We start from the raw sequence: 20,141 nt of genomic DNA on the forward strand, positions 1-20,141 counted from the left end.
CGACACTCGCGGTGACGTTGTCCGAGCACTCTTAGTCGTGCGGCCGCGGCTCGACCCCGAGGGCGGCGCACGCGCGGTCGTAGAGCGCGACGATCTCGCGTCGAATCTCCGCACGCTCGCTAATCGGCTGCGACCACTCGACGCGCAACGCTTGCTCGGGGGAATCGCCCGCGGTGTAGACCCAATGCCCCGCGAGCCCGTCGACGTGCACCATGTGGGCTGCATCGGCGTGAGAGTCGCCGAACGCTCGCGCGATGAGCAGATTGTCGGCGGCGTGGTCATCGTTCATGTGATGCAGCACGGCGGCCACGATGTCGTTGCTGAACACTGCGGGGGAGGGGGCGTCTGTCGAATCGGTCGTCACGCCCCCACCCTAAACGCGAGCATGGCTAGCGCATGAACATGCGTGCCGCTTGCTGTTCGACCTCGGCATAGCCCTGGCCGGCGTGCGCGAGCGCCTCGTTGATGGCCGTGAGCGTCTGCTCAACGCGCTGGTAGGCGGCCATCCACTCGCTCACAAGACCGTGAAATGCGGTGGCGGCGGAGCCGCTCCATGTGTTCTGCAGCCCCGCGAGATTGCCGTGCAAGGCTGCCGCTTCGGCTTGCAACCGGCCGATTGATCCGCGGGTGGCGCCCGTGGCGGCGATGACCGCCTCGCTGTCGACCTGGTAGCGCGTCATGGTGCTCTCCCTCCGCGCCGGGGCGGTCGCCCGGCGTCGTCGGCAGGCTAGGCCTCGGCCGGTGCGTCGGAGTCTGCGGGCTGCTCGAGCGCAGCATCCGTCGCCGTCGCAGACGTGGGGAGGAGGGGAGAGGCCGACGCGAGAGGCAACGAGACCTGGAACGTCGCTCCGCCACCCGGGGTGTCGAGCACGGCAACCGAGCCGCCGTGCAGAGCGACGATCGAGGCGACGATCGCGAGGCCGAGGCCCGAGCCGCCCGTGTCGCGCGCGCGAGACGAATCGGCCCGAAAGAAGCGCTCGAAAATGCGCTCTTTGAGCTGGGGCGGAATGCCGTCTCCGTGGTCAACGACCCCGATCGTCGCGGTGCCGCGAGCGCCGTCAACCCCCACGACGAGTTCGATGGGTGAGCCATCGGGCGAGAACCGCACGGCATTGCCGACGAGGTTGGTGATGACCTGGCGAATCTTGTTTTCTTCGCCGAGCACGATGGCGTCGACGGCGAGCTCGGGTTCGGCTTCACGAATCGCGTTCGGGATGCTCGCCGCCGTGCGCCGCGTGCGCCGGCCGCGCAGCCGCGCGAAAGCCGAGCTCGCGAGCCCACCGGTGGGTTCGGGGGTGCTGACCGGCACCGAGTGCGTGAGCCCAGCATCCGTCGCCGCCGCATCGGACGACGCTGCCGTCGACGACGCTGCGGCGTCGGCCAGGACGACCGTCACCTCGCGGTCGGGGGCGCTCGCCATGGCGTCAAGGGCCGCATCGCGAGCGAGAGGCACAAGGTCGACGCGAGCGAGTTCGAGCGGACGCGACTCATCGAGGCGCGCGAGCTCGAGCAGGTCGCTCACGAGGGCTCCCATGCGAATGGCTTCTTTTTCGATGCGTTGCATGGCTTGTGCGACGTCGTCGGGCGAGCTCAGCGCGCCCATGCGATAGAGCTCGGCATAGCCTCGAACCGAGACGAGCGGCGTGCGAAGTTCGTGGCTCGCGTCACCCACGAATCGGCGCATTTGCGAGATGGTCGCCGCGCGGTCGGCAAAAGCGCGGTCGATACGACTGAGCATGGTGTTGAGCGAACGGTTGAGACGCCCCACTTCGGTGTTGGGAGTCGCGCCACCGAGGCGCTGGCTAAAGTCACCGCTCGCGAAGCGGGCGGCCGTTGCTTCGACGTCGCGCAAAGGACGAAAAGTCGACGTCACGAGCATGCGCGTGATGGCGGCGCTCAAGATGACCACGACGAGGCCGAAGCCCAAGAACACTGAGGCGAACGAGCCGATGATGGCGTTGGCGTCACCCAGGTCGGCCCCGATCAAAAGGGTGGCGCTCGACGACTCTCCGGTATCGGCATTGGTGACCGTGAGCGGGAAGGTGATGATGCGCCACTGCGTCGTGCGGTCGGTGCTGGTCACGGTGAGACCGCCGTCGAGCGTGCTCACGACCTCGCTGGTCAGGCGTGCAACATCGGGGGCTTGTGCCCGGCTGCCGTCGCTCACGTTGTCGTCGATGATCACGCCGTCAGCGTCCACGGCTCCGAAGTAGAACGGGTTCGAGAAGATCGACGGTGTGAGGTCGCTAAACGAGTCAAAGTCGTCGAGGTTGAAACTGTCGGGCGACTGAGGCAATTCATCGGCCGCCTGCCGAATCTGCCGATCAACCTCGTCAATGAGGGTGCGCTGCAGAACCGTGAGGGTGCCAATGCCGACGACGAGCAGACCGAGCGTCACCACGAAGACGGTGACGCCGGTGATCTTTGACCGTAGCGAGATCGACTCCCACCACTGCGTCACCTGCTCGTGCATGGGAGTCGCCGTTCTCGCGAAACCCCGCTAGGCCTTCGCGGCTTTGAGCATGTAGCCGAAGCCGCGCTTCGTCTGAATGATCGGCTCGTCGGTGTGCGGGTCGAGCTTGCGGCGCAGGTACGAAATGTAACTCTCGACGATGCCGGCGTCGCCGTTGAAGTCGTATTCCCAGACGTGGTCGAGAATCTGCGCCTTCGAGAGCACGCGGTTGGGGTTCAGCATGAGGTATCGAAGCAGCTTGAACTCGGTGGGGCTGAGTTCGATGACCTCGTTGCCAATCGTGACTTCGTGCGTGTCTTGGTCCATCGTGAGGTCACCCGTGCGAATGACCGAGTCGTCTTCTTCTTGCATCGTGCGGCGCAAAATCGCCTTGATGCGCGCGACGATCTCATCGAGGCTGAACGGCTTGGTGACGTAGTCGTCACCGCCGACGGTCAGGCCCATGATCTTGTCGTCGGTGTCGTCTTTCGCGGTGAGGAAGAGGATGGGGCTCGTGTACCCGCTCGAGCGAAGCCGCTTGGTCACGCCGAAGCCGTTGATGTCGGGCAGCATGACGTCAAGAATGATGAGGTCGGGCTCTTCTTCCAGCACGGCCGAAATGGCCTGCGCCCCGTTGCCGACCGCACGCACGGCAAAGCCGGCGAAGCGAAGGCTCGTGGTGAGCAGGTCGCGAATGTTCGGTTCATCGTCAACGATGAGAATCTTGGGTCCGTCAGCCATGGCCTCAGTATCTGGGCTTTTAGTGAATGTTTCCTGAATGCCATCGGCCTGTCGCCGTATCGGTGCACCGCGCTAGCGTTCGGCTATGCAGATTCTTCTCATTCCGGGCTTCTGGCTCGATGGCGCGTCGTGGGGCGGCATTGCGGCCGACCTCGAGGCGGCGGGTCATTCGGTCACGGCGGTGACCCTGCCCGGCAAGCGCCGGGGCGACACCGATCTCGCCGGCATTGGGCTGCGCACGCACGTGGATGCGGTGCTCGAGGTCGTCGACGCGCTGCAGGGCCCCGTGGTGCTCGTCGGGCACTCTGGCGGCGGAACCATCGCGTGGGCCGTCGCCGACGCTCGGCCCGAGCGCATCGCGCGCGTTGTGTTTGTTGACGCGATTCCGATGCCCACCGGCAGCGTCATCAACGACGAGTTGCCCGTTGAGGGCGACGCCGTGCCGCTCCCCGACTGGAGCGTGTTCGAACCTGAAGACCTCATCGATCTCGACGACGAGCTGCGCGCGCACTTTCGCGCTATCGCCGTGCCAGAGCCGAAGGGCGTCGCGCACGAGCCCACGCGGCTCAACAACGAGGCGCGCTTCGCCGTGCCGGTCACGATCATTGCGTGCCAGTTTCCGGCAGCCCTCGTGCACCAAGCGATCGGCAACGAGCGCGACTGGGCGGCAGAAGTGGCCGGCATGCAGCACCTCGAGCTCGTCGAACTACCCACCGGCCACTGGCCGCAGTTCACGCGGCCGGCCGAGTTGACGCGCAGCATCCACGACGCTGTTGACCGGTGAGCAGCACGACTGTCAGCAGAAAAGACTGACGGGTAGTCGCGTCTGAGAAGACATCACCATAGACTGACTTCATGCGTCGTTTTGTGTCTCTCGCCCTTGCTGCTGCCGTTAGTTTGGGCGCCACGGTTGTGGTTGCCGCGCCTGCTCAGGCGGCGACAGAAAGTCTGTACGGTACGACCATCCGCGTGTTCACGCCGCTCACATCAGACGATGTGCTCGGTTCTACAGCGTATGTTCCCTTATCGGGCGGAACGATCGTCGCGCTCTTGGGCTCACCGCTCGCATTCGATGTCACCGTGTCGCTGCGTCAGGGCGCCACCGAGCTCACGAACTGCACCATCACGTCAGCGAGCACCTCGTGCTCGATGTCCAGCGGGGGTCTCTTTGCCGCGGGTTCAACTCCGGTCACGGTGCGATTTACCGGTGGACCATCCACGGTCGACTACGCAGGAACCGTTTTCGCCGTCACCAACACTGCGCCGAGCATCAGCGTCGAGTGGCAAGATGCCGCGGGTGCGTGGGTTGATGGCTCGTCAACAAGCGTGCCTCTTCGGGGGGCGACCGCCGTGCGGTGCGTCATCACGAATAACTCGAATGCGACCGTCACGTTCGACTCGATGCAAGGCGAGTTGTATTTCACACCCTCGGGTTCGACCGTGACCCCCATCACCGGAACCCTGGCAGCGGGAGCAACCGGGCGATACACGATCTGGTCGGGTCAGGCGTCGTCGGCCTCGTCGATTTCGTGCTCGGGCGGTGTCGCGCTCCGCGACGGCACCGGTACCGGCAACGGCAACGGTGGCGGAGTGATCCCGATCACCGGAACGATCGAGGTAAATCGAACCCCGGCTCCGGGCACAACGGTGACGATCACCGCTAACGCGATCCAACCTGCGGTGGTGTCTGAGTACGCGGTGTTGCTCGACGGCGTGCCCGTTGCCGGTTCGCCGGCGGCTGCACCCGGACCCGGATTCGGTTTCGTTCTCGATGTCGTGATTCCCAGCAATCTTGCGCCGGGAAACCACGTCATCACCGTGGTGTCGTCGTTCAACGGCGTTGACTCTGCGATCGCGGCGTTCCCGTTCACCGTGGCAGGGCCGCAGCTCGCAGCGACGGGCGTCGCGACCGACGTGGCGCCGGCGTTGGGCGGAGCGTTGCTGCTCCTCGCCGCAGGTGCCCTGCTCGTGGGCCTGCGACGCCGCGTGACCACTCGCTAGAGCCGCCCGGCTGTGGCCGAGCGGCGCGCCTTACGCTGTGATCTGGACGGCGTCGAGGATCGTGTAGCTGTAGCCCTGCTCGGCCAAGAATCGCTGGCGGTTCTGCGCGAAATCTTGATCGACGGTGTCGCGAGCGACAAGTGTGTAGAAGCTCGCGGGAATTCCGCTCTGCTTGGGCCGCAGCAGGCGCCCGAGTCGCTGCGCTTCTTCTTGGCGTGAACCGAACGAACCCGACACCTGAATGGCCACCGTGGCTTCGGGCAAGTCCACCGAGAAGTTGGCGACCTTCGAGACGACGAGTACCGGGGTGCGGCCATCCCGAAACTCCTGAAACAGTCGTTCGCGCTCGTCGACGGGCGTCGCCCCCGTCAGCTGGGGCACACCGAGGGCCTCGCTGAGCTCGTCGATCTGGTCGAGGTACTGCCCGATGATCAGGATGCGCTCGCCGTCGTGCTGCTTCACCAGGCGCTGCACGACCCCGAGCTTGGCCGGTGCCGTCGCCGCGAGTCGGTAGCGCTGGTCATCGGCGCTCGCCGCATATTCGAGCCGCTCGGTCGGGGGCAGGTCGATGCGCACTTCGAAGCAACTCGCGGGGGAGATGTAGCCCTGCTCTTCGATCTCTTTCCACGGGGCGTCGAAACGCTTCGGGCCGATGAGGCTGAACACGTCGCTCTCGCGGCCGTCTTCACGCACGAGCGTGGCCGTGAGTCCGAGGCGGCGGCGCGCCTGCAGCTCGGCCGTGAGCTTGAACACGGGTGCGGGCAGCAAGTGCACCTCGTCATAGACGATGAGGCCCCAGTCGAGAGCGTCGAGCAACGCGAGGTGCGCGTATTCGCCTTTTCGCTTGGCGGTGAGAATTTGGTAGGTCGCGATCGTGACGGGCTTGATTTCTTTCACCTGGCCCGAGTACTCGCCGATCTCGTCTTCGGTCAGGCTCGTGCGCGCGAGCAACTCGGCTCGCCACTGCCGGGCAGAGACCGTGTTGGTCACGAGAATGAGCGTCGTCGTGTCGGCCTGCGCCATGGCGCCTGCGCCGACGAGCGTCTTGCCCGCCCCACACGGCAGCACGACAACGCCCGAACCGCCCTCGAAGAACTGGTCGATCGCTTGCTGCTGGTAAGGCCGCAACCCCCACTCAGCGAGATCGAGATCGATCGTGTGCGGTGTGCCGGGCGTGTAGCCCGCGAGGTCCTCCGCGGGCCAGCCGATCTTCACGAGCTCTTGCTTGACCTGGCCCCGTGCCCAGGGGGCCAACTCGAAGGCCGAGTGATCGATGCGCCGGGTGAGCAGCGGGGCCACCTTCTTGTTGGCGGCGATCTCGGTGAGCACCGCAGCATCCGTCGACCGCAGCACGAGCGTGCCTTCTTCGTTGCGCACGATGATCAAGCGGCCGTAGCGGCCCACCGTTTCGGTGATGTCGATCGACACCGATTGCGGCACCGGAAACTTGGCGTAGTTCTCGAGCACGGCGAGCATCTCGTCGGCTTCGTGGCCGGCGGCGCGGGCGTTCCACAAGCCGAGGCGCGTGATGCGGTAGGTGTGCACGTGTTCGGGGGCGCGCTCGAGTTCAGCGAACACCGCGAGAGCGTGGCGGGCCTCGTTGGCGCGCGGATTGGCCACCTCGAGCAGCACGGTGCGGTCGCTCTGAACGATGAGGGGCCCGTCGGGATTCATAACGGGCCAGTCTAGGCGGTGCGGCTGAGCGGCCCTTGTTCGCACCTCAGGCAGAGGGTGGCCGCGTGACGGATCGAGCCGGCACCTACGTGCGCACGTCTTTAGTGACGAACACGCAGCACACGGATCTATTCGAGCGGTTCGAGCGCGGTGATGCTCGCGACCGGCAGCGTGCGCTCGATGTCGGCCGCCTTGTCGCGCCCGCGCACACGCCCGGCGGCAATGCCCGTGGGCTCGAGGTCGAATGAGCGCTGGCTGCCGTCGGGCAACTGCACGGTGGCGCGCAACGAGAGCTTGCCGCGCAGCGCGAGTTCCCACTGCCGCGCCACCCACGCCGAGTCGCCGTCGATGCCCACCGTCGACCCACTGCGGATGCGCGCGACTGCCGCGGCCACCGAGTCGTCGACAACGACGGGCGCCGGGCGACTGCGCGGGCGCCCGGGCCGCTCGGGCGTCACCGTGCCCTCATCGGCGGCGGCGGGGTACCGCGCGTCGATGAGGGTCCACAGAACCACAGCGGGGTCGAAGCGACTCACCGCCCGATTCGGTGCAACGCGCCGCAAGGCGAGAGGCGCTGTGGCCGCGTCGACGAGGATCGCCTCGATCAGCTGGGGGTCATCGCTGCGCACCGAGGTGCGCGCGGCGAACTCGGCCGCGTCATCATGGGTCAGCGTCCCGACGCGCACGGCGCCATACCGACGCGCTGTCTCGGCGATGAGATAGCTCAACGGCTGTGGAACCCCCGTGAGCGAAATGCTCGCGAGAAACTCGGTGAGGTCGGCCGCGGTCTCGCCCATGGCAATGGCACGGGTCACGCTCTCGGCCGTGATGCGATAGCGCCCCGCGAGGCCCGCGCTCTCGACCTCAGCAACTCGACGCAACCGTTCATCGATCGCGCCCGCCAGGGGGCCGGGCGACACAATCGTGAGGTCGTGCTGCACGTAGACCTGGGAGACCTCGGCTGGCACGAGCGGGGTGAGCACGCCAGCGGCGGCGGATGCGTCGCTCACGACCAGCGCGCGGCCAAACGAGCTCGGCCGCCCGTCGACCGCGATACCCAACCGATCGGCCTGCAGACCGCGGCGGGTGAGGCGCGCGAGCAGCGGCTCGCCACCCGCGGGGTAGAGCCACTGGACAAAGTCGGCGAGCCCTGACCCCCAGCGCGAATCTGCCCGCTCGGCCAGCAGGCTCACGAGTTCGGTCGGCAGTGCCGAACGCCAGGCGTCGGCGAGCGTGCTCCAGCGCTCGGCGAGAGTGCGGCGGCGCCAGGCATCGCCCAGTTCGGTTGAGCGAGTCGAGCCCGCATCGTCGTCGATCAGTCCGGCGAGAGCGGCGAGGTCGGTGAGCGTGGGCACGTCGTCGAGCGAGCACCCTGCCGCGGCAGCGAGCCGCTTGGCGTCGGGCAACGACAGACCGCCGCGCGCGAGCAGTCGACCCGGCGTCTCGCCGAGCGCGAGCACGACTTCGGTCACGGCCGTCGTCGTCGTGAACGCTCGTTCGGCCGCGCCGCGGTCGAGGAAGCGCCGGTCGACGTCGTCCACAGCGGTGAGCGTCGGCGGAGCCGCGTCGGTGCGCAGGGCGTCGGCACTCGGAAGGCCGCGCGCGGGCCAGGCCGCGAGCTCGGCGGCGACGGCGGGCCACACGATGATGTGGGTGGCCGTGCGATCGCAGAGCAGAGCATCCATCGCCGCATCGAGGTCATGCAGAACGTCATCGGCTGAACGATTGAGGCGAGCCGCGAGCTCAGCGGGCGTCGCGCCGGCGTCTGACTCGGCGGCCGTCGCGAGAGCCGCGAGCGCGCGTCGCGTCAGGCCAGACAGCGCTAGTGCGAGCGCGGAGGGGTCGAGCAGTGCCTCGGCCAAGTCGAAGACATCGCGCAACGACGTGGGAGAGATTGCACGCTCGCGGATGACACGCGCCACGATGGCATCGTCGAGGTCGCGAAGCCGCGCCGCGAGGGCGAGCGAAGCTGCGCTAGTGGCTGGCATCCGTCGCGGCCCGCCCCCGGCGCACAGCGCTGACGACGAGCAACACGATGATGAGCACAAAGCCGATCGGCAAGCCAATGAGCGGCAAAATCACCACGGTCGGCCACACGCCCTGCGTGAAGTCATCGCCCGAGAGACCCGAGTTCACGCCCACGAGCACGGCGAAGAGACTGCCGATGCTGAGCAGAATGATGGCTGCCACCATGTACGCGAGCGAACGCTCAACACGGCTGTTCATGACGAACGACTCTTCGGGCATGCAACAAGAATAGGCGTGATCGCCGACCCTGCCCTACCTCTTGCCACAGGGGCAGGGTCGGATGCGCTGTTCCCAGGTATCCTCAGAGGCTGGAACATCTATCGAGGAGTGCGCGCATGCCCACCGGCAAGGTCAAGTTTTACGACCAAGAGAAAGGCTTCGGCTTCATCGCAAGCGATGAGGGCGACGAAGTCTTCTTGCACGCCTCCGCGCTTCCTGACGGCGCCGTGGTGAAAGCGGGCACCAAGCTCGAGTTCGGTATCGCCGATGGCAAGCGTGGTGCACAAGCGCTCTCGGTGCGCATTTTGGATGCGAAACCCTCGCTCGCGCGCGCCAACCGCAAGTCGGCAGACGACATGTCGATCATCATCGAAGACCTCGTCAAGCTGCTCGACGGCATCGGCTCGAACCTCAAGCGCGGCCGCTACCCCGACAGTGAGCACGGCAAGAAGATCGCCGCCGTGCTTCGCCGCGTCGCCGACGACCTGGAGGGTTAACCTCTCGTGGCGCGCGCCCCCAAAAAGGCGGCCGCAGCGGTCGCCAGCAACGACGAACTCGAGTCGCTCGCCCGACACGCTCTCGGCGAGATCACCCGACCCGCCAACGTCGGCGCGCTTCGGGATGTCGTCGTGGCCGACGATGTCGCGACCGTGCGCTTCTCAACGACCCAGGGTGGCTACCCCGGTTGGTACTGGACCGTCTCCATCGCCGTGAACCCGGGCCTCGAGCCGAGCGTGCTCGAGACCGAGCTCATGCCCGCCGAGGGCGCCCTCGTGGCGCCCGACTGGGTGCCGTGGGCCGACCGACTCGAAGAGTATTTGGCGCAGCAAACGGTCGATGCCGAGCACGACGACGAAGACGACGACGATTTCGATGATGACGGCGACGACATCGACCGTGACGACATCGACGGTGACGACATCGACGGCGGGCACCTCGCCGACGACGAGGCGGATGCCCTCGACGACGACGACGACGATGACGATGACGACCACCTCGACGGACACGCCGACGAACACGACTTGCACGGCGACGACGTCAACGGCGTCGACATCGACCTGCACCTCGACGACGAACCCGCGGCGCACTAGCGGCACGCAGAGCGCCGCCCTCAGCGTTTGGTGCGATTCTTCACGCTTGGTCGTGAAAGTTCTCGGCCAAGCGCGAAAAACGGCCCCTCGTGCGGCGCTGCACGCGCGGCGCGGCTCGTGCGGCGCTGCACGTGCGGCTCGTGCGGCGTTGCACGTGCAGCGCGGCACCTCGTCCACTCCTCCCGCTCGGGCCCACGTTGAGGCGCGGCTACACGTGCGAACGTATGGATGCGCGGCGTGACGAGCGCATGAGAACGTCGCGCGGTGCATGCTGACGACCTCAGGCGCCTCATCGTTCGGCTAGCCGCTGAGCCCGACTCGGGCATCCGCGCCCGGGGCTACCGGGAGGCGGCGAGTGGTTCGCTCGTGCGCATTGCTCCGGGTCGACATGTCGTGGCCGAGGAGTGGGATGCACTCGATGACGACGCCCAGCATCGGCTTCGTGTGCTCGCCGCGAGTGGGCGCCTCGCGCCAGATGACATTGTGTCGCACTGGTCGGCGGCCGCGCTTTGGCGGTTGCCGCTGATCGGTCGGTGGCCCGAGCGCGTGCATGTCACCTCGCCCGTGACGAGTCACCGAAAGAGCACGAGCACCCTTGTGCGGCACCGCCGCGCTCTCGCCACTCCGGCTACTCAGCTCGACGGGGTTGCACTGACGTCGCTCGCCGAAACCGTGATCGATGTCGCCCGCGTCGGAACGTTCGCCCAGGCCGTTGCTGTGGGCGATGCCGCGCTGTGGCGCGCGCAGCATCCGCGCGATGCGGGCGGGATGCCCGGCCTCACACTCGCGCAGCTCGAGCACGTCTGGCACGAGAGTGTCGAGCACCGCGGCCTTGCACGTGCTCGACGCATGCTGCAGTTCATCGACGGGCGGGCGAACCGCCCGGGCGAGTCACTCGTCCGCGTGACGTTGGCGGCGCTGGGGGCTCTGGCACCGGTGCTCCAGCATCCGATCGTCATGCCCGATGGCACGCGGTATGACCTCGACTTCTATTTTCCGGAGAGTGATGTGGGGCTTGAGTTCGATGGCCGCGCGAAGTACTTCGACCCGGCTTTTCGTAACGGTCGCAGCGCCGAGCAGGTTGTGTACGACGAGAAGATTCGCGAAGACCAGGTGCGCTCGCAACTGCGTGGCTTCGGCCGGTGCAACTGGACGGTGGCGGGCTCTGCTCCGCTGCTCGCCGCACTTCTCAGGCGAATCGGCGTGCGTTGGTGACGCGTGCCGCGCGTGTGGTGCCGTTTTTCGTGTTTGGCCGTGAAAGTCGTCGACCAGATGCGAAAAACGGCACCAAGCGCGGGGCGAGGGCCGCGGGGCCGGGGCGGCGCGGGGCGAGGGCCGCGCGGCTAGCGCGCGCGGCGCCGCAGGCGCGTGACGAGCAACCCGGTGATTCCGAGCGCGAGCCCGACGGCGATCGTCGTGAGCACGCGGGCGGGGTCGAACGAGACGGGGGCGGCGAGCATCCCGAGCACGACAGCGAGGCCGATGAGCCACGCGCCAATGCCGACGGCGAAGGCCAGGCCGTCATTGGTGACCGCCGGTTCGGGCTGCGGGCGGCGTTCGTCGTGCGGAACGTAGAGCCTCATAGGGCCCAGTCTGTCAGCGCCTGCGGCTGAGGGCGAGGCGGGATGTCCGAGGCGCCTGTCACGGCCCACCAGGTCAGCCGGCGAGAGCCTCGAGCACGAAGTCGATGCTGCGCGTGAGCTGGCGCACGTCGTCGGGCTCGACGGCAACGAAGGTCGCGATGCGCAACTGGTTGCGGCCGAGCTTGCGGTAGGGCTCGGTGTCGACGATGCCATTGGCGCGCAGCACGGCGGCAAGGCGTGCGGCGTCGACCGACTCGTCGAAGTCGATCGTGACGACAACCTGTGAGCGGTGCGCCGGGTCGGCCACGTAGGGCGTCGCCAACTCGTGCGTCGTTGCCCAGTCGTAGAGGTGCGTCGAGCTCTCGGCGGTGCGCGCTCCGGCCCAGGCGAGGCCGCCCGACGCGTTCATCCACCGCAGCTGGCTGTCGAGCAGCACGAGCGTCGCGAGCGCGGGCGTGTTGAGCGTCTGGTCGAGGCGCGAGTTGTCGATCGCCGCCGTGAGCGAGAGAAAAGGCGGAATGGAGCGGTCGGTCGCGGCGATCGCGTAGGCCCGGTCGATGGCTGCGGGGCTCATGAGCGCGATCCACAGCCCGCCGTCGCCGGCGAAGTTCTTTTGCGGCGCGAAGTAGTAGACGTCGGTCTCGGCCACGTCGAAATCGATGCCGCCGGCGGCGCTCGTGGCGTCGACGATGGTGAGCGCATCCGGAGCCGTGCCGAACCGCTGCACGGGCGCGCTGACACCCGTCGACGTCTCGTTGTGGGGGTAGGCGTAGACGTCGACACCGTCGACCAGCTCGAGCGCGCCACGCGTGCCGCCGGGAGTCTGCACGACGTGCGGCGTCTCGAGCCACGGCGCCGAGGCCGAGGCCACGAACTTCGAGCCGAACTCGCCGAAGTCGAGGTGGGCGCTGCGGCGGGAGATGAGTCCCGCGGCCGCGACATCCCAAAACGCGGTGGAGCCGCCGTTGCCGAGCACGACCTCGTAGCCCTCGGGCAGTCGGAAGAGTTCGCTGATTCCGGCGCGCACACGGCCGACGAGCTGCTTCACGGGCGCCTGTCGGTGTGAGGTGCCCAGGATGCTCGCCGCAGCCGCAAGATCGGCCAACTGTTCGCTGCGCACCTTCGAGGGCCCGCATCCGAATCGCCCGTCGGCGGGAAGAAGCTCGGCGGGAATCGTGATGTCGGCCATTGCTCCATGGTACCGAGGGGCCGCATGCCGCTCGGCGCATGCGCCGGGATCACTCGGACGCACACAGGCCCCTCAGCCCTGCGGCTTAGGATAGGCAAGCCTGACCCGCCGATCGAGAGAGGATGCGCCATGGCCGATCTCGTCGACACGACCGAGATGTATTTGCGCACGATTCTCGACCTCGAAGAAGAGCAGATCGTGCCCTTGCGGGCGCGCATTAGCGAACGGCTCGGTCACTCGGGCCCCACCGTCTCGCAGACCATTTCCCGCATGGAGCGCGATGGGCTCGTGCGCGTGGAGGGCGACCGGCACCTCGAGTTCACCGACGACGGGCGTGCGAAGGCCGTGTCGGTTATGCGCAAGCACCGACTGGCCGAGCGCTTGCTCGCCGACGTAATCGGGCTCGACTGGGCCTTCGTGCACGACGAGGCCTGCCGCTGGGAGCACGTCATGAGCGAGCAGGTTGAGCGGCGCATCGTCGCGTTGCTCGGCGAGCCCACCGAGTCGCCCTACGGCAACCCGATTCCCGGCCTTGAGCACCTCGGCGGCTCGGCCGCCAACGCCTTTCTCGACGGCGTGATCTCGCTGACGCACGCGGCCGCGGCCGGGGTGCGCCTCGGCACGATTCGCCGACTGGCAGAGCCCGTGCAGGTCGACCCCGATCTGCTGCACCAGTTGCGCGAGGCGGGTGTGGTTCCGGGGGCGGAGGCGAGCATCCGCCCCGAACCGAACGGCTATGTGAGCATCAGCGTGGTCGGCCAGGCTGAAGGAATTGACCTGCCGAGCGAGATCGCACAGCACATTTACGTCGCAGAGTGAGGAAAGACCACTACATGTGGTTCGGGCGCGTCGGTTTGTTACCGTCGCGTAACCTCACGTACACCCGCCAGGTTGCCCGGCCACACCCAACCGGTCGGCAACTCTGACGCAGAACGCTTCGCATGCCCGTCTTCTGCTTCGGACCGTGGACAACACGAAAGCGGACGGGCCACGCGATGTGAGTGGCGAAGCGCAGGAGGTTTCTCTCTTGGATCACAGCTCCACCACTGTTCGTTCTTGGCGTCGCACGGTTCTCAATCTGAGTTCGATGACTGTCGCTACCGCTATCGTCGCAACTCTGGCTCTTCCGGGGGCGGGCATCAGCCCCGCAGCCAATGCCCGGAGCAACGCGAGTGCCGAGGCCCTTGCTCAATTGCAGGCAACCGAGTCGCAGGCTCTGTCGTTGGCGGCTGGCGGTGATGTTGTCGCTGACGCCTCGCGTGGCCAGTACACCGCGACGAGCGCGGCCGAGATGCGTCGCATTCAGCTCGCCGCCAAGGCCGCCGCACGCGCTGCGGCCTGGAGCGGGCCGCGCGTCAGCGACTTTCTCGCCAACCCGCCCTACCCGAGCTTTAGCCTCGACCAGGTGGTTCAGGTCGCCCTGACGTACCAGGGCGTTCCGTATCGCTATGGCGGAGACACCCCCGCGGGCTTCGACTGCTCAGGCTTTGTGCAATACGTCTACGCGCAGTTCGGCGTGGCGTTGCCGCACAGCGTGAGTGGCCAGGCTGCCGCCGGTACACCCATCTCGTTGGCCGACGCTCGACCCGGCGACCTCATCATCTTCAACAACATGTCGCACAGTGGGTTCTACATGGGGGGCGGCCAGATTCTGGATGCTCCGTACCCGGGCAGGTCGATTAGCGTGCGTCCGCTGTGGACCGACTCGTACTACATCGTGCGGATTGGCATCTAAGCTTCACCGGTTTGTCACGTTTTCTGGGTTAGCCTGGGCGCAGTGGTGCCACACGGGGCACCCGAGGAGCGGCCATGAGTGAGCGACGCGACATCCAAACCGTGGATGCGCGCGCCCGTTTTCGCATAGCCGCCCGCGCCCGCTGGATCGCGCCCTGTCGCGGCCCGGCCGAACTGAGCACTGTCGTCTCGACGACAGTGCTTTTTTTGTGCCCGTAAGGGCAGCAGCGCAGCCTCGTTCCGTGAGTCACCGCGAACCGAAGGAACGCCCGCAGGCCATGCGGGCCCGTTCGACAGGAGCCGTGAATGCGCACTCTCGTTCTCAACGCGGGCTATGAGCCCCTCGCCGTCGTGTCGTTTCGACGAGCACTCGTGCTCGTGATGAACGAGAAAGCCACGGTGCTCGCATCGGATGGCGAGCATCCGGTATTCGGAATTGACGGCCGCTGGGATCGCCCGAGCGTCATCGTGTTGCGCCGGTATGTGCGCGTGCCCCACACACGTCAGGTGCCGCTCACGCGCCGCGGGGTGCTGCGGCGCGACGGCAACCGTTGCGCCTACTGCGGCGGCAACGCGACGACGATCGACCATGTCGTGCCGCGCTCGCGTGGGGGAGCCGACACGTGGGAGAACCTCGTGGCTTGCTGCCTCAAGTGCAACAACATCAAGAGCGATCGCACACCCGCCGAGATGCGCTGGACTTTGCGCGTCGTGCCCAAGGCTCCGCACGGCACGGCGTGGCTCGTGCGCGGCATCGAGCGCCCGCAAGCTGACTGGAACGAGTACCTCGCGCCGCTTGCTGCCTAGGGGGTGGATGCTCGGCGCGGGTCTGCCCGTGGCGCCGAGTTACTCACCGTGACTTCGCGGCATGGGGTTTTCTGTAGCGGCAATGTGCCTCTCGCGGCACGTGCCGTCAGAGGCACACAACGAAACCACCATGAGGCCCCGAATTTGCCTCAGCGCGCTGAACGCCCTCGCGTCCGTTGCTAGCATCGCTCACGTCCCGATAAGCCGAGCCGCGCTCGCATCACTGTCGTCGGGTGTCCGCCTGCCCCCCACAGCCCTATGGAGCCCGCCTTGACTCTCGCGCTGACCCTGCTCGCGTCGACCAGTTCGACCGAATCCGAACCGACCAGCCCAATTTTCTACATCGTCCTCGCCGTCGCGATTGGTGTCGCCTTGACCGTGATGCAGCGCATCAGCAGCAAGCGCAACCAGAAAGCGACTCAGGCCGTTCTCGCGCAGTCGGGCACGCCGTCGGCGACCGACGCGGATGCTCCGGCCTCGACCACGGCCGACTCCGAGCCGCCCATCACGTTCACCGTGGCACCGGCGCGTCCCCTGCCCGACGACGTTGCCGCTCTGCGCGCCCTCGTGGGCGACACCAGCGCCGAGGTGCGCATCACGCGCTACTCGCGCCCGGTGGTGCTCGTCACCTCGGCCTCCGTGTCGCTCTCCGACCCGAAGTCGGGAGCGTTCTTGACGATTCCCGCCGCTGATGTTGTGAGCGTTACGGCCGCCAAAGAGAAGTTGCGCCCCCAGGGTGCGCTGCCGATCACGCGTTCGGCCGTGACCCTCACGGTTCAGCGGGGCGGAGCGCAGCAGACCATCGTGCTCGCGCCCATCACGGGCATGTACGACGGTGTTCCGTTGCCGCAGGTGCAGCAGCTTGCCGACGCGGTTCGCGCGAAGCTCGGAGTCGCCGCGGCTCAGTAGCGTGGCCGGGATGCTCGGCGCGCGATTAGCGCGCGGCGAGCATCCCGCGCAAGGCGTCGACCTGGCGCTGCACGAAGTCGACCGCGACCGCGGCCGTCGGCTCGGAAGCGTCGAAGCCGTGGTACGCGCCCTCGATGACGTGCAGTTCGGTCGGCACGCCCGCCTCGGTGAGGCGGCGCGCATACTCGACGTCTTCGTTGTGGAAGAGGTCGAGGGTTCCGACGCCGATCCAGGCGGGGGCGAGGCCAGTGAGGTCAGCGCGGCGTGCCGGCACCGCGTGCTCGAGGCTGGCGGCGTCGAGAGTGGTTGCGCCGGGGCCCGCCGTGCCCGCGCCGAGATACATGCCCCAGCCCAGGCGATTGCTGGGGCCGTTCCACAGGCGCAGCATGCGCGGGTGGGCGGCCGCGGATTCGTCGGTGCGGTCATCCAGCATCGGATACGCGAGCACCTGCCCGGCAAGCGCGAACTCACCGCGGTCGCGCGCGAGCAGAGCGAGCGAGGCGGCGAGCCCGCCGCCGGCACTGAGGCCGATGACGGCGATGCGCGCGGGGTCGACGTCGGGCTGCGCGGCCAACCACTGCAGGGCGGCGTAGCAGTCGTCGAGCGGCGCGGGGTAGGGGTGCTCGGGGGGCTTGCGGTAGTCGACGCTCGCCGCGACCGCTCCGAGCTCATCGGCGAGGCGCCGACACAGTGGGTCGCCTTGCACGGCTGAGCCGATGATGAGGCCTCCGCCGTGGAGGTAGAGGATGCCCGGGCGACGCTCGCCAGCATCCGTCGCCGATGCGCCCGCAGGTCGGTGAACGCGCACGGTGACGCCCTCGCCGAGCGTGACAAGCTCACCGCCCTTCGGCGCGCGCCCGCGACCGATGCGGGTCAGGGCGCGCAGCAGCCGGCGGTTGCCCCGCGTGGCCGAGGTGCCCGGCATGAACCGCGCGCGCGTGAGGTCGGGGTGGAAGGCGGGGGAGTCGTCGTTGACCATGCCCCGACTCTAGGTTGCGGCGTGTGCGAGCGAAACTGCTCGGCGCTAGTTCAGGGCAACCGCCGCGAGGCGCGTGGAGACCTCGTCGATGCGCGCACCGGGAACCCCCGCCTCACGGGCATGAACCGGCCAGCGAGTGATCGCGTCTTCGACGTCACGAATGATGCCCCGATACCCGGGCACGCGAAACTGTTCGCCGACCGCGTGAAGGTCTGCCGCGGTGATGCCGCTGAAGCGCCCGTTGACGCTCATGAGGTGTTGCTGGGTCCACTCTGACTGCGGGTTGTAGGCGAAGGTGACGTCGTAGGCGGGTGACAGGCTCCAGGTTCCGTCTTCTGCCATGAGAAACGCGTGGTTTTTCGTGTGATCGTCGTTGTTCGAGGCGAGCACGTTGAAGACCATTCGCCGAAAGATTTCTTCACGCGCGTCGATGGCGAGTTTTTCGGCCGCCGTGAACAGGCTCGCGTAGTCGTGCGTGGCGACAGCGTTGAAGTCGAGCGCAGAGATCGCGCAGAGCGACTGCAGGTGCAGCTTCGCGCCGTTTGCGCCCGGGCGATTGAATCGGCGCGTCATGAAGTGCGCTCGGCCGCCTTCTTCGAGCAACCGTGAGGGGCTCATCGTGATACCGGCGTCGGTGGCCATCAGGTAGTAGGCGTATTCGGTTCGCCCATAGTGCTGCGCGGTGCCGAGCTGGTGGTCGGGTCCGACTCCGTCGAACTTCAGCAGCCACTGCTCGAATCCGCCGGGCGCGTCGACGCCGCCCGCGCGCAACTCGTCCGTCGAGGGGTTGTAGGCGATGACCGCTTTTGCGCGCGCGCCGCCGGCAGAGGTGCCCACCTGGATGAGCTCGTTGAGCGAGTCGGTGGCGACAGCGTCGGCACTTAGGTCGCCGCGCAGGGCAGCGCGGGCCGCCTCAACGAGGTGGTTGAGCTCGATCGAGGTGGGCGAGTCGTGGCGTGCGGTGTCGGGCTCGAAGGTGAGGGCGCCCATGCCGCGCCGCCCCACGTAGGCGAGCCGGTCGAGGGCGGTCACGTCTCCGGGAAGAACCCCTTCTCGCGCAAGAACGTTGTCGATGATGCCGTTGCCGAATCGGTCGGGCACCGAATCAGCGAGCATCGGCGGCAGACCGTGAAAGGTCTCGGGGTTGAGCGCCGGAAACACGAACGTGCTGACCCGCTGGCGCAGCGGCATGGTTACGGGGGCAAGCTCGACACCTGTGCGTCGCCACGAGGGCTCGTATTCGAACACGATGGCGCGCCCATCCGGCGCCAGAGCGCCGACCGGTTTACCCCACGCGAAGACGCGCAGAACCGCCACGTGTTCGAAGGTCACGGTCGCCTCCGGGATACGCGCTGGGGTTGGCTCAGGCCACGAGCGTCACGGGCCAACTGAATGGGGCTGACCGTCGGCACAGGTTCGAGTGTGCCGAGCCAGTCGTCGCGGCCGAGCGCGCGGAGTACCTTGACAAGCGTGGCGAGCGTCGACCCTTTGCCGGTCTCGAGATTGCGAAGCGTCGCGACGTCGATGTTGGCGGCCGTCGCCACCTCCTCTTGGCTGAGGTCGGCAAGCAGGCGGGCGCGCCTGACCTGCGCGCCGAACGCGATTTCATCCATAACAGTGTCTTTTCTCCGCTTTGACCGTTATTGTAGCGTCAATCGTGTATTTTCACCCGGTTATTTCGAGCCATCGCTCTGGCTCCCGTCACGGACCACCGCCGACCGCCGGCCTGGGCGGGTGAGGCGGCGCGCGACTACCCTGACCTCATGCCGGTGAGCCGTTTCGAGAGCCCGTTGACGGGAGGGCATCCGAACTCGCTCGGCAACACCGTGAGCGTCGTCGACGAGGTGTTGGCCGATCGGGCGCTGCTCGCTGAGCTCGTGGCGTGTTACCGAAGCGAGGATGCCGTGGTGCGCTTGCGCGTGTCGAGCGCGGTCAAGCGCGTGGCGCAGCAGCGGCCCGAGTGGGTGGCCGCGCACCTCGATGACCTGCTCGGCTGGGTCGCTCAGATTGACCAGGCCTCGACCAAGTGGACGCTCTCGATTCTCTTCGTGCTGCTCGACGACTACATGACCCCGCCCCAGCGCGACGCGGCCATCGCCCTCATGCAGGCGAACCTGCACTACGACGACTGGATCGTGCAGAACACCACCGCCGACTCGCTCGCCCACTTCGCCCGGCAGCGCCCCGAGCTGGCCGCGTGGCTCGTGCCCGAGTTGCGCGTCTTGACGAGCAGCCGCCACAAGTCGGTGCGCGGTCGCGCGGCGAAGTTGCTCGCGTCGCTCGGCGCCCCCTAGCCACAACCCGGCGAATACACTGGATGCACCGCCTCTGTAGCTCAATGGAAGAGCAGTTCCGTCCTAAGGAAAGGGTTGGGGGTTCGAGTCCCTCCAGGGGCACTGTGTGATGTCTCACGACATCGTGGACAGCTGAACCCCCAGCAGGAGGGTTTGCCCGTTTTTCACGTCTTGGCCTGATAGCCCTTGTTCGGGTCGATTTGATGCTCCGCGAGCACCTCACCGTCGGGGGTCATCGTGATGGCATAGAGCCCGTGGATGAGCACGATCACGGCCGTGCGAGCCAAGCCTCGCCCGTAGCCCAGGTGCATCATTCGGTTCGCGAAACGCAGGGAGACTTTGCCGTGCGCATCGATGGTGTCGTAGCGCACCCGCCAAATGTTCGGGTCATCAGGCTGCATCGGTGCGGCCTTCGGAATCAGCGTGTAGGCGAAGGCGGG

The 20,141-nt window shown here is 67.2% G+C and carries 22 protein-coding genes, 1 tRNA gene and 1 pseudogene; 11 read left to right on the top strand and 13 right to left on the bottom strand.

What is annotated here, in order from left to right:
• Positions 1 to 31 precede the first annotated feature (31 nt).
• The 4 genes from SFU54_RS02645 to SFU54_RS02660 are packed head-to-tail and all read right to left on the bottom strand — an operon-like array spanning position 32 to position 3,193.
• Positions 32 to 364 (bottom strand): DUF2470 domain-containing protein, encoded by a 333-nt coding sequence (locus tag SFU54_RS02645; protein WP_319014766.1) that lies wholly within the window; start codon positions 362 to 364, stop codon positions 32 to 34.
• A gap of 25 nt (positions 365 to 389) precedes the next feature.
• Positions 390 to 680 carry a WXG100 family type VII secretion target gene (locus SFU54_RS02650; protein ID WP_319014767.1) on the bottom strand — a complete coding sequence of 97 codons (291 nt, stop codon included), beginning with the start codon at positions 678 to 680 and terminating at the stop codon, positions 390 to 392.
• A gap of 47 nt (positions 681 to 727) precedes the next feature.
• Positions 728 to 2,473 carry a HAMP domain-containing sensor histidine kinase gene (locus SFU54_RS02655; protein ID WP_319014768.1) on the bottom strand — a complete coding sequence of 582 codons (1,746 nt, stop codon included), beginning with the start codon at positions 2,471 to 2,473 and terminating at the stop codon, positions 728 to 730.
• A gap of 27 nt (positions 2,474 to 2,500) precedes the next feature.
• Entirely contained in the window at positions 2,501 to 3,193 is a 693-nt protein-coding gene (locus tag SFU54_RS02660) for a response regulator transcription factor (protein ID WP_319014769.1), read from the bottom strand.
• 85 nt (positions 3,194 to 3,278) lie between these two features.
• Here SFU54_RS02660 and SFU54_RS02665 point away from each other — a divergent pair, with 85 nt between their 5' ends.
• Positions 3,279 to 3,977, top strand: coding sequence for an alpha/beta hydrolase (locus tag SFU54_RS02665; RefSeq protein ID WP_319014770.1), 699 nt, complete (start codon positions 3,279 to 3,281; stop codon positions 3,975 to 3,977).
• 71 nt (positions 3,978 to 4,048) lie between these two features.
• Positions 4,049 to 5,194 (top strand): LPXTG cell wall anchor domain-containing protein, encoded by a 1,146-nt coding sequence (locus SFU54_RS02670; RefSeq protein ID WP_319014771.1) that lies wholly within the window; start codon positions 4,049 to 4,051, stop codon positions 5,192 to 5,194.
• A gap of 30 nt (positions 5,195 to 5,224) precedes the next feature.
• Here SFU54_RS02670 and SFU54_RS02675 read toward each other — a convergent pair whose 3' ends face one another.
• The 3 genes from SFU54_RS02675 to SFU54_RS02685 form a co-directional block, all read right to left on the bottom strand.
• A complete protein-coding gene (locus SFU54_RS02675; RefSeq protein WP_319014772.1) occupies positions 5,225 to 6,868 on the bottom strand; it encodes a DNA repair helicase XPB in 1,644 nt (547 codons plus the stop codon).
• Between the two features lie 128 nt (positions 6,869 to 6,996).
• On the bottom strand, positions 6,997 to 8,790 hold the full coding sequence (locus tag SFU54_RS02680) for a helicase-associated domain-containing protein (protein ID WP_319014773.1): 1,794 nt from the start codon (positions 8,788 to 8,790) through the stop codon (positions 6,997 to 6,999).
• A 52-nt stretch (positions 8,791 to 8,842) separates the two neighbouring features.
• On the bottom strand, positions 8,843 to 9,115 hold the full coding sequence (locus tag SFU54_RS02685; RefSeq protein ID WP_319014774.1) for a hypothetical protein: 273 nt from the start codon (positions 9,113 to 9,115) through the stop codon (positions 8,843 to 8,845).
• Between the two features lie 116 nt (positions 9,116 to 9,231).
• Between SFU54_RS02685 and SFU54_RS02690 the strand changes: the two genes are divergently transcribed.
• The 3 genes from SFU54_RS02690 (at position 9,232) to SFU54_RS02700 (ending at position 11,421) form a co-directional block, all read left to right on the top strand.
• On the top strand, positions 9,232 to 9,612 hold the full coding sequence (locus tag SFU54_RS02690; protein ID WP_319014775.1) for a cold shock domain-containing protein: 381 nt from the start codon (positions 9,232 to 9,234) through the stop codon (positions 9,610 to 9,612).
• A 6-nt stretch (positions 9,613 to 9,618) separates the two neighbouring features.
• A complete protein-coding gene (locus SFU54_RS02695) occupies positions 9,619 to 10,206 on the top strand; it encodes a DUF3027 domain-containing protein (protein ID WP_319014776.1) in 588 nt (195 codons plus the stop codon).
• Between the two features lie 264 nt (positions 10,207 to 10,470).
• Complete coding sequence (locus SFU54_RS02700; RefSeq protein ID WP_319014777.1) at positions 10,471 to 11,421, top strand: hypothetical protein; 951 nt, start codon at positions 10,471 to 10,473, stop codon at positions 11,419 to 11,421.
• A 128-nt stretch (positions 11,422 to 11,549) separates the two neighbouring features.
• Here SFU54_RS02700 and SFU54_RS02705 read toward each other — a convergent pair whose 3' ends face one another.
• Together SFU54_RS02705 and serC are read right to left on the bottom strand one after the other, a co-directional pair.
• On the bottom strand, positions 11,550 to 11,789 hold the full coding sequence (locus SFU54_RS02705) for a DUF2530 domain-containing protein (protein WP_319014778.1): 240 nt from the start codon (positions 11,787 to 11,789) through the stop codon (positions 11,550 to 11,552).
• A gap of 73 nt (positions 11,790 to 11,862) precedes the next feature.
• Positions 11,863 to 12,978 (bottom strand): phosphoserine transaminase, encoded by a 1,116-nt coding sequence (gene serC, locus SFU54_RS02710; RefSeq protein ID WP_319014779.1) that lies wholly within the window; start codon positions 12,976 to 12,978, stop codon positions 11,863 to 11,865.
• 129 nt (positions 12,979 to 13,107) lie between these two features.
• Between serC and SFU54_RS02715 the strand changes: the two genes are divergently transcribed.
• The 4 genes from SFU54_RS02715 (at position 13,108) to SFU54_RS02730 (ending at position 16,428) form a co-directional block, all read left to right on the top strand.
• The gene (locus SFU54_RS02715) at positions 13,108 to 13,797 is read left to right on the top strand and encodes a metal-dependent transcriptional regulator (RefSeq protein WP_319014780.1); all 690 of its coding nucleotides are present in this window, start codon (positions 13,108 to 13,110) and stop codon (positions 13,795 to 13,797) included.
• A 268-nt stretch (positions 13,798 to 14,065) separates the two neighbouring features.
• Positions 14,066 to 14,713 carry a C40 family peptidase gene (locus SFU54_RS02720; RefSeq protein ID WP_319014781.1) on the top strand — a complete coding sequence of 216 codons (648 nt, stop codon included), beginning with the start codon at positions 14,066 to 14,068 and terminating at the stop codon, positions 14,711 to 14,713.
• Between the two features lie 305 nt (positions 14,714 to 15,018).
• On the top strand, positions 15,019 to 15,519 hold the full coding sequence (locus tag SFU54_RS02725) for an HNH endonuclease (RefSeq protein WP_319014782.1): 501 nt from the start codon (positions 15,019 to 15,021) through the stop codon (positions 15,517 to 15,519).
• Between the two features lie 270 nt (positions 15,520 to 15,789).
• Complete coding sequence (locus SFU54_RS02730) at positions 15,790 to 16,428, top strand: hypothetical protein (RefSeq protein WP_319014783.1); 639 nt, start codon at positions 15,790 to 15,792, stop codon at positions 16,426 to 16,428.
• A gap of 25 nt (positions 16,429 to 16,453) precedes the next feature.
• Here the strand turns inward: SFU54_RS02730 and SFU54_RS02735 are convergent, their stop codons facing one another.
• The 3 genes from SFU54_RS02735 to SFU54_RS02745 are packed head-to-tail and all read right to left on the bottom strand — an operon-like array spanning position 16,454 to position 19,020.
• Positions 16,454 to 17,407 (bottom strand): alpha/beta hydrolase, encoded by a 954-nt coding sequence (locus SFU54_RS02735; RefSeq protein WP_319014784.1) that lies wholly within the window; start codon positions 17,405 to 17,407, stop codon positions 16,454 to 16,456.
• A 45-nt stretch (positions 17,408 to 17,452) separates the two neighbouring features.
• Positions 17,453 to 18,739: a type II toxin-antitoxin system HipA family toxin gene (locus SFU54_RS02740; protein ID WP_319014785.1), complete on the bottom strand. Its 1,287-nt coding sequence runs from the start codon at positions 18,737 to 18,739 to the stop codon at positions 17,453 to 17,455.
• The gene (locus SFU54_RS02745) at positions 18,736 to 19,020 is read right to left on the bottom strand and encodes a helix-turn-helix transcriptional regulator (protein ID WP_319014786.1); all 285 of its coding nucleotides are present in this window, start codon (positions 19,018 to 19,020) and stop codon (positions 18,736 to 18,738) included. The genes SFU54_RS02740 and SFU54_RS02745 overlap by 4 nt, the downstream gene beginning before the upstream one ends.
• Before the next feature lie 150 nt (positions 19,021 to 19,170).
• Here SFU54_RS02745 and SFU54_RS02750 point away from each other — a divergent pair, with 150 nt between their 5' ends.
• Both SFU54_RS02750 and SFU54_RS02755 read left to right on the top strand, forming a co-directional pair.
• Positions 19,171 to 19,701 (top strand): hypothetical protein, encoded by a 531-nt coding sequence (locus tag SFU54_RS02750; RefSeq protein WP_319014787.1) that lies wholly within the window; start codon positions 19,171 to 19,173, stop codon positions 19,699 to 19,701.
• A gap of 30 nt (positions 19,702 to 19,731) precedes the next feature.
• Positions 19,732 to 19,803 (top strand) — tRNA-Arg (locus tag SFU54_RS02755).
• Positions 19,804 to 19,865: 62 nt separating this feature from the next.
• On the opposite strand, the pseudogene SFU54_RS02760 reads toward SFU54_RS02755, so the two are convergent.
• Positions 19,866 to 20,141 (bottom strand): annotated as a pseudogene (locus tag SFU54_RS02760) (IS481 family transposase); the annotation flags it as partial.

It is taken from the genome of Microcella sp. (genome assembly GCF_033763155.1).
GTDB lineage: Bacteria > Actinomycetota > Actinomycetes > Actinomycetales > Microbacteriaceae > Microcella.